The organism is Pseudomonas sp. COW5, from assembly GCF_026240005.1.
GTDB classification, from domain to species: Bacteria; Pseudomonadota; Gammaproteobacteria; order Pseudomonadales; family Pseudomonadaceae; genus Aquipseudomonas; species Aquipseudomonas kribbensis.
In genome coordinates, this window is the sequence record NZ_JAPHVP010000001.1 from 3,179,200 (window position 1) to 3,192,343 (window position 13,144).

At 62.8% G+C, this 13,144-nt stretch carries 11 protein-coding genes; 6 read left to right on the top strand and 5 right to left on the bottom strand.

What is annotated here, in order from left to right:
• The first annotated feature begins 20 nt into the window (after window positions 1-20).
• Both amn and OQ248_RS14505 read left to right on the top strand, forming a co-directional pair.
• Window positions 21-1,520: an AMP nucleosidase gene (gene amn, locus OQ248_RS14500; RefSeq protein ID WP_162130486.1), complete on the top strand. Its 1,500-nt coding sequence runs from the start codon at window positions 21-23 to the stop codon at window positions 1,518-1,520.
• Window positions 1,521-1,592: 72 nt separating this feature from the next.
• On the top strand, window positions 1,593-2,228 hold the full coding sequence (locus OQ248_RS14505) for a pseudouridine synthase (protein ID WP_265813160.1): 636 nt from the start codon (window positions 1,593-1,595) through the stop codon (window positions 2,226-2,228).
• Here OQ248_RS14505 and OQ248_RS14510 read toward each other — a convergent pair.
• Together OQ248_RS14510 and OQ248_RS14515 are read right to left on the bottom strand one after the other, a co-directional pair.
• Entirely contained in the window at window positions 2,223-2,432 is a 210-nt protein-coding gene (locus OQ248_RS14510; RefSeq protein WP_003228500.1) for a DUF2788 domain-containing protein, read from the bottom strand. The genes OQ248_RS14505 and OQ248_RS14510 overlap by 6 nt on opposite strands.
• A gap of 106 nt (window positions 2,433-2,538) precedes the next feature.
• The gene (locus tag OQ248_RS14515) at window positions 2,539-3,018 is read right to left on the bottom strand and encodes an Lrp/AsnC family transcriptional regulator (RefSeq protein ID WP_007909658.1); all 480 of its coding nucleotides are present in this window, start codon (window positions 3,016-3,018) and stop codon (window positions 2,539-2,541) included.
• Window positions 3,019-3,473: 455 nt separating this feature from the next.
• Between OQ248_RS14515 and OQ248_RS14520 the strand changes: the two genes are divergently transcribed.
• Window positions 3,474-4,526 (top strand): DUF6515 family protein, encoded by a 1,053-nt coding sequence (locus OQ248_RS14520; protein WP_248740496.1) that lies wholly within the window; start codon window positions 3,474-3,476, stop codon window positions 4,524-4,526.
• On the opposite strand, the gene OQ248_RS14525 is transcribed toward OQ248_RS14520, so the two are convergent.
• Both OQ248_RS14525 and OQ248_RS14530 read right to left on the bottom strand, forming a co-directional pair.
• Window positions 4,520-5,416, bottom strand: a complete 897-nt coding sequence (locus tag OQ248_RS14525) for a cation diffusion facilitator family transporter (protein WP_085712262.1) — start codon at window positions 5,414-5,416, stop codon at window positions 4,520-4,522. The two genes, OQ248_RS14520 and OQ248_RS14525, sit on opposite strands and share 7 nt — an antisense overlap.
• A 15-nt stretch (window positions 5,417-5,431) precedes the next feature.
• Window positions 5,432-5,851: a polyribonucleotide nucleotidyltransferase gene (locus OQ248_RS14530; protein ID WP_134828201.1), complete on the bottom strand. Its 420-nt coding sequence runs from the start codon at window positions 5,849-5,851 to the stop codon at window positions 5,432-5,434.
• 361 nt (window positions 5,852-6,212) lie between these two features.
• On the opposite strand from OQ248_RS14530, the gene hrpB reads away from it, so the two are divergent.
• Window positions 6,213-8,732 carry an ATP-dependent helicase HrpB gene (gene hrpB / locus OQ248_RS14535; RefSeq protein WP_265813162.1) on the top strand — a complete coding sequence of 840 codons (2,520 nt, stop codon included), beginning with the start codon at window positions 6,213-6,215 and terminating at the stop codon, window positions 8,730-8,732.
• 3 nt (window positions 8,733-8,735) lie between these two features.
• Here the strand turns inward: hrpB and OQ248_RS14540 are convergent, their stop codons facing one another.
• The gene (locus OQ248_RS14540; protein ID WP_265813163.1) at window positions 8,736-9,650 is read right to left on the bottom strand and encodes a LysR family transcriptional regulator; all 915 of its coding nucleotides are present in this window, start codon (window positions 9,648-9,650) and stop codon (window positions 8,736-8,738) included.
• A 237-nt stretch (window positions 9,651-9,887) separates the two neighbouring features.
• Here OQ248_RS14540 and OQ248_RS14545 point away from each other — a divergent pair, with 237 nt between their 5' ends.
• Together OQ248_RS14545 and OQ248_RS14550 are read left to right on the top strand one after the other, a co-directional pair.
• Window positions 9,888-11,381 (top strand): aldehyde dehydrogenase, encoded by a 1,494-nt coding sequence (locus OQ248_RS14545; RefSeq protein ID WP_265813164.1) that lies wholly within the window; start codon window positions 9,888-9,890, stop codon window positions 11,379-11,381.
• 32 nt (window positions 11,382-11,413) lie between these two features.
• On the top strand, window positions 11,414-12,784 hold the full coding sequence (locus OQ248_RS14550; RefSeq protein ID WP_114885707.1) for an aspartate aminotransferase family protein: 1,371 nt from the start codon (window positions 11,414-11,416) through the stop codon (window positions 12,782-12,784).
• Window positions 12,785-13,144 lie beyond the last annotated feature (360 nt).

Consider the following 13,144-nt stretch of genomic DNA (forward strand, 5'->3'; position numbering starts at 1 on the left):
GAAGCCACGATGCAGGCAAGATGAAGCTCTGCAAGTCAGAACACAGGAAGCTGATCGTGACCGAAGCGTTTATTGTCGTTCAAACCGCCGAACAAGCCGTGGATCGTCTGGCCGAGCTGCATGAGCGGGCCACCACGGCGCTGAACTCGGCGCTCAAGCGTTATCTCAAGGATCGCGTCGAGCCCGACGCCGAGCAACGTGCCCTGTTCCGTTATCCCGAACTGCGTCTGACCTATCACTGCCAGGGCGAAGTCCCGCAGACCACCCGCGCCTACGCCAAGGTGCAGCTGCCGGGCACCTACAGCGTGACCGTCACCCACCCGGCGGCGTTTCGCAAATACCTGCTGGAGCAGCTTACGCCGCTGATGCATGACTTCACGGTGACCGTGGAAGTCGGGGTCAGCGAGCAGAACATTCCGTACCCGTACGTGGTCGAGCAGGGCGATGAACTGGCCGGCTCCGGCGTCACCGCCGCCGTGCTGGCGCGAGTGTTTCCGAGTACCGACCTGTCCGCCGCCACCGATGGCATCGCCGACGGTCTCTACGACTGGGAAAACACCGATCCACTGCCGCTGGCGCTGTTCGATGCGGCCCGCGTCGACTTCTCGCTGCGTCGTCTGGTGCACTACACCGGCAGCGACTGGCGTCATGTGCAGCCGTGGATTTTGCTGACCAACTACCACCGTTACGTCGACCAGTTCATCGTCCACGGTCTGGAGCAATTGCGCCGCGACCCGCGTTTCGTGCGCATGGTGTTGCCGGGCAACGTGATCATCGAAAAGGGCATGGATCACGGCGAAGCCTCGGCGATTGCCGCCGGCGTCGTCTGGCACCGCTACCAGATGCCGGCCTATCACCTGATCGCCAGCGATGGCCACGGCGTGACCCTGGTGAACATCGGCGTCGGCCCGTCCAACGCCAAGAACATCACTGACCACCTGGCCGTGCTGCGTCCGCATTGCTGGCTGATGATCGGTCACTGCGGCGGCCTGCGTCAGTCGCAGACCATCGGCGACTACGTGCTGGCTCACGCTTACATGCGTCGCGACGGGATTCTCGACCGGGTGGTGCCGCCGAACATTCCGATCCCGGCTCTGGCCGAGGTGCAACTGGCGCTGCAGCAAGCGGCGGCCAACATCACCGGCGAGAAGGGCGAAGAGCTGAAGAAGCGCCTGCGCACTGGCACCGTGCTGACCTACGACGACCGCAATTGGGAATTGCGCTGGGCCCAGGAGCGACCGCTGATCAACCTGTCCCGCGCCGTGGCAGTGGACATGGAAAGCGGCACCATCGCCGCTCAGGGTTATCGCCTGCGGGTGCCGTACGGCACGTTGCTGTGCGTCTCGGACAAACCCCTGCACAGTGAAATCAAGCTGCCGGGTTCGGCCAACGCGTTCTACGAGCGCGCGGTCAGCCAGCACTTGAAGATCGGCATCGAAGCGGTTGATCTGCTGCGCACCGAACTCAATTCACTGCACTCGCGCAAACTGCGCAGCTTCGACGAGCCGCCGTTCCGCTAACGGTTAGTCGTGGTTATTTGGCGGTCGGGGCACTAGCATTGTCAGCCCCGACCGTTAGATGTTGTTTTGCCCATGTCCCGTCCCCAACGTCCACCTTCCCGCCGCCCCGGCGCGAAGCCAGCTTCTTCAGCCCCGCGCCGTGTCGCCAAGGCACCGCCGGCCGAGCCGAAGCTGATCCTGTTCAACAAACCGTTCGATGTGCTGACGCAGTTCAGCGACGGCGAAGGGCGGGCGACGCTCAAGGATTACGTCGACGTTCCGGGCATCTACCCGGCCGGACGGCTGGATCGCGACAGTGAAGGTTTGCTGCTGCTGACCAACGATGGCCAGTTGCAGGCGCGGATCGCCGACCCCAAGCACAAGCTGGCGAAGACGTATTGGGTGCAGGTCGAAGGCGTGCCGACGGCCGAGCAGTTGCAGCGCCTGCGTGACGGTGTCGAACTGAATGACGGCATGACCTTGCCCGCCGAAGCGCGGCAACTGGAGGAGCCTGAACTGTGGCCACGCAATCCGCCGGTACGCTTTCGCGCAACCATTCCGACAACCTGGCTGGAGCTGGTGATTCGCGAAGGGCGCAACCGTCAGGTGCGGCGAATGACGGCGGCGGTAGGGTTGCCGACGTTGCGGCTGGTGCGGGTCAGGATTGGTGACTGGACGATCGAAGGGCTCGATCAGGGCCAGTGGAAAGAAGTGCCGGCGCGCTTATAAGGCGCCGGATTCGATCAGGCCGATCACCACACTCTTGATGATGAACGCGGCCACGCCCAGGCCCAGCACGAAGAACAGAATGAACGAGCCGAAGCGCCCGGCCTTGGACTTCTTCGCCAGATCCCAGACGATGAAACCCATGAAAATGATCAGGATGCTGACCAGGCCGGTCATCATCCACTCTTCAAATACTGCTGGATCCATCGGGCATCTCCGGCGCTGTGCGGCTGAAAGGGCGGGCGGGAGTATACGCCAGCGGCGAACGACGCAGCATTGACCTGCGTCGGTGTGCCGCAGTCATTCGTCGATTTCAGCTACGCAGATGAGTCAGCGGCAGCTCGGTGCTGTTGAGCACCTGATTCAGCACAAAACTCGACCGAACGCTGGTCACGCCTTCAATCCGGGTCAGATGCCCCAGCAGCAGCTTCTGATAGTGATCCATGTCCGGCACCACGACCTTCAGTTGATAGTCGGCATCGACCCCGGTCACCAGGCTGCATTCAAGCACCTGCGGCAAGGTGCGGATCGCCGCTTCGAAGTTCTCGAAACGCTCCGGCGTGTGCCGGTCCATGCCGATCAGCACGTAGGCGGTCAGGCTCAGGCCGAGCATCTTGCGGTCCAGCAGGGCCACCTGGCGCGAGATGTAGCCGTCGTCCTCCAGTTGCTTGACCCGGCGTGAGCACGGGGAGGGCGACAGACCGATGCGCTCTGCCAGTTCCTGGTTGGAGATGCGGGCGTCGCGCTGCAATTCCGCCAAAATGCTCAGGTCGTAACGGTCGAGTTTGCTCATCAATCGGTCCTTGGTTCTAACTATTGCGGCGGATTATCTATCCAGGGTTAAAAATTGCGCAAGTGGTGTTTAATTGAGCAATCTTCGCAATCATCTGTCGCGGCCTCAGGCCTATTCTTATCACCAGAATCACTGCTCGGTAACACAGTCCACTGCGGCCCGCCCAATCAGGCCCGCCGTGGCCGCCACCCCCACCGGGGTTGTGCCGGCCCCCGAGCTGCACACTGTCCAGAAGACGGCGTGAGGTGAGCCGACGTCAAAAGCGTCGAGCCAGGACGAAGTTCTCTAAAAGGGAGGCCGACGGGTCTCCCTTTTTTCTTGCCCGCGATTTGGCCTCGCTCGCTCAATAAATAAATGGCGTGACTGATAACCTGTTGCAGAACCCGGTGTGCCCCTTACCGGTCTTAGCTACAAACCCTCTTAATTACAGGGTCCGGCCCGCAGTGAGGAATTTCATGAAGTCGCGTATCTGGCGTCTGGCCAGTGTAGGTTTGCTGTGTGTGAGTGTCTGCGCCCAGGCGCTGGCCGATGAGCCGCAGAATCGCGGCCCCGAGGGTGGCGGTCGCGAGCGGGAGCATCAGGGCCACAACGAAGGCCGTGAAGGCAACAACCAGCCACGTCCACAAAACCAGCCGCAGCAGAATCAGCCGCGGCCGCAGAACAACGAGATCATTCGCGGCGACAACAGCCGCCAGTTCGAGCACAACGGTCAGCAGCACAACAATGGGCAGTGGCAGAACCACGACCAGAACCGTCCGGCCTACAATCCCAATCCGGTTCGCCAGCCGCCGCCACCACCACAACTGCCGGCCAACAGCTTGCCGATCCAGCCGCGACCCGACACCGTGCGCCAGACTCAGGAGCCGCGTCAGGGTTATTACCGCGACGAGCGCCCGCAGAATGGCTACCACCAGAACTGGCAGACCGGCAACCGGCCCGATGACCGTCGCTGGCCGGGTCGTCCGGACGGGCATGGCAATGGTTGGGGCCCCGGTCCGCAATACCGGCCGGGCCATGTGATCGACCGTTTCCCGGATCGTGACTTCCGCGTTCCGTATCGTGGCCAGGATTATTTCTTCTCCGGCGGCTACTGGTATCGCCCGCAAGGTCCGAGATATGTCGTGGTTCAGCCGCCACGGGGGATCCGCATCCAGTACCTGCCGGATTACGCCCGCGAAGTGTGGATCGGCGGTTCGCTGTTGTTCCTGGCGGCAGGCTCGTATTACGCCTATCAGGAAGCGACCCAGGATTACGTAGTGGTCGAGCCGCCGGTGCAGCAACCGCCGCAACCGACAAACAACGGTTATGACGTGGAAGCCTATCCGGCCAACGGCCAGTCGCCGGAGCAGGTCCAGCAGGACGGCTACCAGTGCTATCAATATGCGGTGCAGCAAAGCGGTTTCGATCCGCGCACCGCGACCTACCAGCCCGCACCTGAAGTGGTGCAGGCCTACCGTCAGGCCCAGGGCAATTGCCTGAGCAGTCGCGGTTATCAGGTCAACTACTGAGCCCGGGCGGCTTTCACCACTTCCTGCGGGTCGGCGTGCACCAGCACTTCGGCCCGCGGGTAGGCAGCGTGGATCGCATCGGCGGCCTGATCGCTGATGCCGTGGGCGACTGACAGCGTCAGCTCCCCCGGCAGTTCCAGGTGCAACTGCACGAACCAGTGATTGCCCGAGATCCGCGTGCGCAGATCATGTGCGCCCAAAACACCCGGCACACCACACGCCAGTTCGAGCATGTGCTGACTGACATCCACCGGCAGCTCTTCATCCATTAGCACCGAAAAACTCTCCCGGGCGATCTGGATCGCGCTCCAGAGGATGTACACGGCAATCCCCAGGCCGAACCAGGCATCCAGTTGATGAAAGCCCAGACCCGCCAGGATCAGGGCGATCAGGATGCTGCCGTTGAGCAACATGTCCGAACGGTAATGCAGCGAGTCCGCTCGCACGGCGTTGGAGCCGGTCTGCTTGATCACCCGATGCTGCAGCATCAGCAGAGCCGCCGTCAGCAGCAGGGAAAACACGATCACGCCGATGCTGATCCAGGGCGCGCCGAGCGGTTCCGGTTGCTGGATGCGCTCATAAGCCTGAAACGCAATCAGCACCGCACTGCCGCCAATGAACAGCGCCTGCGCCATGCCCGCCAGGGATTCGGCCTTGCCGTGGCCATAACGGTGATCGTCATCCGCCGGGCGCAGTGCGTAGTGCACCGCCAGCAGATTGAGCAACGAGGTGACGCCATCGAGGGCCGAGTCGGTGAGGCCGGCGAGCATGCTCACCGAACCGCTCAGCCACCAGGCGATGGCTTTGGCGATGATCAGCGTACAGGCCACCGCCACCGAGGCGCGGGTCGCCAGCCGCAGCAGGCGGGCGTGTTCGGGGCTGGAGGTCATGGGTGCGTCGATTCCTTATGCGGCAGGTTGCAGGCCGAACATCGCCAGTTGCTGGGTGCTGCCCTTGTGCTGGATCAGGCGCGGGTCATCCAGCGGCAGGTTGCGGCCCAGTTCTGTTTCGAGAATAGCCTGCAACTTGAGGTTATCGACCTGACCGTCCGGGCCGACGGCTTGCTTGAGCTTGGCCGGATCGACCTGCGCCGTGTGGCCCGGTTCGAAATAGATCGCGCCGGTGGTGAAGTCCACGGCAAACGCGATCACGCCGGGAAGGATATAGAACAACAGGCCCACGGCATCGAGCACGGCAATCGCCGGGTCGATCTTGCCGTCGATCTGACCGCGCCGGTCGGGATAGAAAATCGAACCGCACGCGGTGATCTGAGTGAGCAGGGTGGCAACCAGTACACCGCCGATCAGGCGAAAAGGTAAGCGCATGGGAATCTCCTGAGTCATCTGTTAACGAAGCGTCATCGTGTGAAGTTAAGACCCTGACGAACGCCTGGCAGTTCGCCGTTATACTCGGCCCGGCAGGGCATGCCCACAGTAAATTGCGGCCCCGTCTCACCCCTATCGAAATACGTTGAGGATTGAAGTTGTTTTCTCCAGATCCATACCGCGTGATGGCTGCCGAATCCTTCCGGGGTTCGGCCCTCCGGGCTAAAGCTGTGAGCGCGCCATGCTGCGTTGCGGGACTTGGTAAGGAAACGACCCTTACCTGCGCCCCGCGCCTTGCCTGGCACGCTCACAGCTTTAACGCGACTCGCAATTTACTGTGGGCACGCCCTGGGGAGCCAGTATGAATTCGTTGCCGATCGATGACGTTTTACCCGCCCTGCGTGAAGCCCTCGCGACACGCCACGAAGCCGTGCTCGAAGCACCGCCCGGCGCCGGTAAAACCACCCGTGTGCCCCTGGCCCTGCTCGATGAAACATGGTTGAACGGGCAGACCATTCTCATGCTCGAACCCCGTCGGTTGGCCGCGCGCGCAGCGGCGGAACGGCTGGCCAGCGAGCTGGGCGAGAAGGTCGGTGAAACCGTCGGTTATCGCATCCGCCTCGACAGCAAGGTCGGCCCCAATACACGCATCGAAGTGCTCACCGAAGGCATTCTCACCCGGCGCTTGCAGGACGACCCGGCGCTGGAGGGCGTGGGCCTGCTGATCTTCGACGAATTCCACGAACGCAGTCTCGACGCCGATCTGGCGCTGGCCCTCAGTCTGAACGGTCGCGAACTGTTTCGAGCTGAACAACCGCTGAAGATTCTGCTGATGTCCGCCACCCTTGAAGGCGAACGTCTGGCCGGTTTGCTCGACGATGCGCCGATCCTGCGCAGCGAGGGCCGGATGTTCCCGGTGACGATGCGCTGGGGCCGGCCGTTCCAGCCCGGCGAATATATCGATCAGCGCGTCACGCAAACGGTGCTCGAAGCGCTGCACGATGAAACCGGCAGCCTGTTGGTGTTCCTGCCGGGGCAGGCGGAAATCCGGCGTGTTCATCAGCAACTGGCGGATGCCATCGGTGAGCGCAGTGACGTGTTGCTCTGCCCGTTGCACGGCGAACTCGACCTGAACGCCCAACGTGCCGCTATCGACCCTGCGCCGGCTGGCCAGCGCAAAGTGGTGCTGGCCACCAACATCGCCGAGACCAGTCTGACCATCAACGGCGTGCGCGTGGTGATCGACGCCGGGTTGGCGCGGGTGCCGCGTTTCGATCCGGGCAGCGGCATGACTCGCCTCGACACTCAACGCATCTCCAAAGCCAGTGCGACCCAGCGTGCAGGCCGGGCCGGGCGTCTCGAACCGGGCGTGTGTTATCGCCTGTGGTCGCAGGATCAGCACGAACAACTCGCGGCCTATGGCAGTGCGGAAATTCTGTCGGCGGATCTTGCGGGGCTTGCCTTGCAACTCGGACGCTGGGGCGTGGCGCCGAGTGATCTGATCTGGCTGGACGTGCCGCCAGCTGCTGCCTATGCGCAGGCTCAGGATCTGTTGCAGCGCCTCGGTGCCCTGGACGGTGAAAGCCTTAACCGCCACGGCCAGGCCATGGCTGAATTGCCGGCCCACCCGCGCATCGCGCATTTGTTGCTGCGCGGTCAGGCGTTGGGTCTGGCGAGCATGGCGTGTGATGTCGCCGCATTGCTCGGCGAACGGGATATCTTGCGCGGCGCGGGGGCGGATCTGCACAGTCGCCTGGTGCTGCTGTCCGGCGAAGAACGCGCGGCTCGGGGCGCTCAGGGCGGCGTGCAGCGCGCCCGGCAACTGGCGCGGCAATATCGCGGCTACCTGCGCGGCAAGGCGAGCGAGCCGGTTGCCGATCCGGATCATCCACGCTGGCTCGGCGCTCTGCTGGCGCTGGCCTACCCGGATCGCGTCGCCCAGCAGCGGCGTGCCGGTGGTGCCGAATATCGTCTGGCCAATGGCCGAGCGGCGTTGTTCGCCGAAGCCGACAGCCTGATGAAGGAACCATGGATCGTCATCGCCGACCTCGGCAGCCGCCAAGGTCAGCGCGAAGAGCGGATTTATCTGGCGGCGGATTTCGATCCGGCGCTGTTCGATTCGGTGCTGGCCGAGCAGGTGCACACCGTCGATCAACTGGACTGGGACGAGCGCGAAGGCGTGCTGCGTGCCGAGCGTCAGCGCAAGGTCGGCGAACTGATCCTCAGCCGCGAACCGTTGACCGGTCTCGACGAAAACGCCCGCAGCCAGGCACTGGTCAATCTGGTGCGACGCAAAGGTCTGGAGCTGCTGCCGTGGACACCAGAGCTGCGCCAGTGGCAGGCGCGAGTCGCCTTGTTGCGTCAGCTCGATCTGGACGCCAAGGGCGACAGCCAATGGCCGGATGTCAGTGACGCCACGTTGCTGAAAACCCTCGAAGACTGGCTGATGCCTTATCTGGGCAAGGTCTCGCGCCTCAGCCATTTCGCCAACCTCGACCTGTCGAGCATCGTGCGTAATCTGCTGCCGTGGCCGCTGCCACAGCAACTCGATGAACAGGCACCGCATCAGCTGAGCGTTCCGTCGGGCTCGTCGATTCGCCTCGACTACAGCGAACAGCCACCGATTCTCGCCGTGCGCTTGCAGGAGTTGTTCGGCCTCGCCGACACACCGCGCATCGCTGGCGGCCGGCAAGTGGTCAAGTTGCATCTGCTGTCGCCCGCACGGCGTCCGGTGCAGGTGACGCAGGATCTGGCCAACTTCTGGCGCAGCACCTATGCCGAGGTGAGGAAGGATTTGAAAGGGCGGTATCCGAAGCATTACTGGCCGGATGATCCGCTGGTGGCAGAAGCTACCGCACGAGCCAAACCGCGCGGTACGTGAGGTTTAGCGGCTGGCCTTCGCCGTCAGCTGCTCCCGACAATAATCGGCAAACAACTGCGCCGGTTTGGTCAGTTGCCCGCGTTTGAGCCACGCCGCCACCAGGCCTGAGCCGGTGACGTCTTCGACGATGTCGACGCACACGACTTTCTTGCCGTCGTAGGTGCATTCTGAATGCGGGCGGGTGACCAGGATCGAGAAGCCGAAACCCTGGCCGACCATGCCGCGCACCATTTCGATCGACGGCGAGCTGAACTCGATGCGTGGTGACAGCCCGAGTTCTTCGAACAGGCTGACGAAGTAGGTGCGGCTCGGTTGCACGTCGAGCAGGATCATCGGCTCCAGGCACAAGTCCCGCAGCGACACTTGCTTGAGCTGGGCGAAGCGGTGATCTGCCGGCAGCAAGGCGTAAGGCCGTTGCGCCGGCATCAGCGGTTCGGTTTCGATGGTGGCGTCGAGGTCGTGCTTGTACAGGATCGCGAGGTCGAAGGTGCCCGAGGTCAGGCCTTGCACCAGTTCCTGTTGTTCGCCATCGCGGATGCGGATCTTCACCCCCGGATACAGCGACGAGAAGCCGGCAATCAGCTGCGGCAGGTACAGCGGCGCGACGGTTTCAAAACAGCCGATATCGATCTGCCCGGCCACCACGTCGTTGTCGGCGAGGGCGTTCTGTTCGAACTCCTTGGCCATGCGCAGCAGTTCCTGGGCCTTGCGGAAGAACCGCGCGCCGCTCGGTGTCAGGGACACGCCCTGGGCGTGATGGCGGATCAGCAGTTGCACGCCGAAGCTGTCTTCCAGCCCCTTGATCGCCGTGGAGATCGCCGGTTGCGCTATGTACAGCTTGCGCGACGCTTCGGCGACGCTGCCGCATTCGACGGTAGTGATGAAGTATTTCAACTGACGCAGGTTGTAAGCGGCCACGGGAACCTCAGAACGAACGGATTTCACATCCAAGCAATTTGTACGCCGCCGGCCTCCGTTCTGTCGGCGGTTTTTTTGTCCCTGAACAATAGCCCCATACGCGCGCGAGGGGGCCATCGGCTGGTTACCTTTTTTATTGTCTGCGAAGACATTTTTACTGGTTTTGGCTCGCGCCGGCCTGAGCGACTATCGACTGCAGCCGTTTATAAAAGAATAAAAGTCCAAGGAGCATCCACCGTGTTCGAACTTGCAGACTGGCAGCGCAAGGCCGCTGAATTGAGCTATCCATACCAGGCCGTGATCGACGGCAAGCTGTGTGACGCGCAGTCGGGGCAGACTTTTGCTGCGATCAACCCGGCCACCGGCCAGTTGCTGGCAAATGTCGCCGCGTGCGGTGAAGAGGATGTCGACGCGGCGGTGAAGAATGCGCGGCAGATGTTCGAAGCCGGCACCTGGGCCGGGCGTTCGCCCACCGAGCGCAAGCAAGTGCTGCTGCGGCTGGCGGATCTGATTCTGGCCAATCGCGAAGAGCTGGCGCTGCTCGATTCGCTGAACATGGGCAAACCGGTGATGGACGCCTACAACATCGACGTGCCGGGCGCCGCCGGGGTGTTCCGCTGGTACGCCGAAAGCCTCGACAAGCTCTACGATCAGGTCGCGCCGAGCGCCTCGAACGTGCTGGCAACCATCACCCGCGAAGCGCTGGGCGTGGTCGCCGCCGTGGTGCCGTGGAACTTCCCGCTGGACATGGCCGCGTGGAAACTCGCGCCGGCGCTGGCGGCGGGCAACTCGGTCATCCTCAAACCCGCCGAGCAATCACCATTCTCCGCATTGCGCCTGGCCGAACTGGCACTGGAAGCGGGGTTGCCGGCCGGTGTGCTGAATGTGCTGCCGGGGCTTGGTGAGCAGACCGGCAAAGCCCTGGGGCTGCACCCGGATGTCGATTGTCTGGTGTTCACCGGCTCGACCCAGGTCGGCAAATATTTCATGCAGTACTCCGCGCAATCGAACCTCAAACAGGTGTGGCTGGAGTGCGGCGGCAAGAGCGCCAATCTGGTGTTTGCCGACTGCAAGGATCTGGATCTGGCGGCGCAGAAAGCCGCGTTCGGGATCTTCTTCAATCAGGGCGAAGTCTGCTCGGCCAACTCGCGGTTGTTGGTGGAGCGCTCGATTCATGACGAGTTCGTCGAGCGACTGAAGGCTCAGGCCGAACGCTGGCAGCCAGGTGATCCGCTGGACCCGGCGAGTGCCGCTGGGGCGATTGTCGACACCCGTCAGACCGAAAGCATTCTGCGCTTCATCCACCAGGCCGAACGCGAAGGTGCGACCCGCGTCTGCGGCGGCCGACAACTGAGTTTCAACGGTTCAGACAACTTCGTTCAGCCGACGATTTTCACCGACGTGCAGCCGCACATGACCCTGTTTCGCGAAGAAGTGTTCGGCCCGGTGCTGGCGGTGATTCCGTTCGATGACGAGGCCCACGCCTTGCAACTGGCCAACGACAGCGTCTACGGTCTGGCGGCGTCGCTGTGGACCGATGATCTGCACCGCGCCCATCGGATGGCGCGGCAATTGCGAGCCGGTACGGTGTCGGTCAACAGCGTCGATGCGCTGGACGTGACCGTACCGTTCGGCGGCGGCAAGCAGTCCGGTTTCGGCCGCGACCTGTCGCTGCACTCGTTCGACAAATACACCCAGTTGAAAACCACCTGGTTTCAACTGCGCTCATGACAGCCGCTCACAACAAAAAAGGAGATCCGGCGATGACCACCTCACGTGAAACCCGCGACTACCAGGCCGCCGATGCAGCGCACCACATTCATGCGTTCGTCGACCAGAAGGCCCTCAACGACGAAGGCCCACGGGTGATGGTGCGCGGCGAACGCCTGCACCTGTGGGACAACGACGGTCGGCGCTACCTCGACGGCATGTCCGGGCTGTGGTGCACCAACCTCGGCTACGGGCGCAAGGACTTGAACGCGGCTGCGAGCCGGCAACTGGAGCAGTTGCCGTACTACAACATGTTTTTCCACACCACCCACCCGCAGGTGATCGAGCTCTCCGAACTCCTGTTCAGCCTGCTGCCGGGGCACTACAGCCACGCGATCTACACCAACTCCGGCTCCGAGGCCAACGAGGTGCTGATCCGGACCGTGCGTCGTTACTGGCAGGTGCTGGGCAAGCCCGAGAAGAAAATCATGATCGGCCGCTGGAACGGCTACCACGGTTCGACCCTGGCGGCGACGGCCCTCGGCGGCATGAAGTTCATGCACGAGATGGGCGGGATGATTCCCGACATCGCGCACATCGACGAGCCGTACTTCTTCGCCCACGAAGGCAATCTGACCCCTGCGGAATTCGGCTTGCGGGCGGCGCAGCAGCTGGAAGCGAAGATCCTCGAACTGGGTGCCGACAAGGTCGCCGGGTTCATCGCCGAACCGTTCCAGGGCGCCGGCGGAATGATCTTCCCGCCGGAAAGCTATTGGCCGGAAATCCAGCGCATCTGCCGCAAATACGATGTGCTGTTGTGCGCCGATGAAGTGATCGGCGGCTTCGGTCGCACCGGCGAATGGTTCGCTCATGAATACTTCGGTTTCGAGCCGGACACCCTGTCCATTGCCAAGGGGCTGACCTCCGGTTACATCCCGATGGGCGGCCTGATCCTGTCGAAGAAAATGGCCGACGTGCTGGTGGAGCAGGGCGGTGTGTTCGCTCACGGCCTGACCTATTCCGGGCACCCGGTGGCGGCGGCGGTGGCGATTGCCAACCTCAAGGCCCTGCGTGATGAAGGCGTGGTGACGCGGGTCAAGGATGACATCGGGCCGTACCTGCAACAGTGCCTGCGCGAGGTGTTCGGCAATCACCCGCTGGTGGGCGATATCCAGGGCACGGGCATGGTCGCGGCGCTTCAACTGGCGGAAGACAAGGCCACACGCAAGCGCTTCGCCAATGAGAACGACATGGCCTGGCGCTGCCGCACGATCGGTTTTGAAGAGGGGGTGATCATTCGCTCGACCCTGGGGCGGATGATCATGGCGCCGGCGTTGATTGCCAGCCGTGAAGAGATTGACGAGCTGGTGGGCAAGACCTTGAAAGCGGTTGATCGTACGGCGCAGGAATACGGTCGGCTCTGAGGTATTTGTAAGGCTCAAGGGCCCCTTCGCGGGCAAGCCCGCTCCCACAGGTTTATCGGTCGTGCACTAGATTTGTGAACGATACCGGTCCCTGTGGGAGCGAGCCTGCTCGCGATTGCGTCAGCCGATTCAACATCGTTTTTGCTGTCTTGCACCCCCTCCGTGCACCCCCGCCCGACGCGCCCTTTCGCGGTGCGCACTACCCAGTTTTTTCATCGTTCGCGTCTAACTATTTCCTCGTTTTCCTGACGCCGGGCCTGGGTCAACATCGATTTCGCCAGCCAAGGCATTGCCCGCCAGAGTCCGACAGAGACCGCAGCGTGCAATCGCGAGACCCCGGCTGGCCGTACTGCCCATGAC

Bases quoted from the DNA above. Each gene is read 5' to 3' on its own strand.
- OQ248_RS14525 (WP_085712262.1), bottom strand. From the start codon at position 5,416: ATGACCTCCAGCCCCGAACACGCCCGCCTGCTGCGGCTGGCGACCCGC.
- OQ248_RS14515 (WP_007909658.1), bottom strand. From the start codon at position 3,018: ATGAGCAAACTCGACCGTTACGACCTGAGCATTTTGGCGGAATTGCAG.
- amn (WP_162130486.1), top strand. From the start codon at position 21: ATGAAGCTCTGCAAGTCAGAACACAGGAAGCTGATCGTGACCGAAGCG.
- OQ248_RS14520 (WP_248740496.1), top strand. From the start codon at position 3,474: ATGAAGTCGCGTATCTGGCGTCTGGCCAGTGTAGGTTTGCTGTGTGTG.
- hrpB (WP_265813162.1), top strand. From the start codon at position 6,213: ATGAATTCGTTGCCGATCGATGACGTTTTACCCGCCCTGCGTGAAGCC.
- OQ248_RS14550 (WP_114885707.1), top strand. From the start codon at position 11,414: ATGACCACCTCACGTGAAACCCGCGACTACCAGGCCGCCGATGCAGCG.
- OQ248_RS14505 (WP_265813160.1), top strand. From the start codon at position 1,593: ATGTCCCGTCCCCAACGTCCACCTTCCCGCCGCCCCGGCGCGAAGCCA.
- OQ248_RS14510 (WP_003228500.1), bottom strand. From the start codon at position 2,432: ATGGATCCAGCAGTATTTGAAGAGTGGATGATGACCGGCCTGGTCAGC.
- OQ248_RS14530 (WP_134828201.1), bottom strand. From the start codon at position 5,851: ATGCGCTTACCTTTTCGCCTGATCGGCGGTGTACTGGTTGCCACCCTG.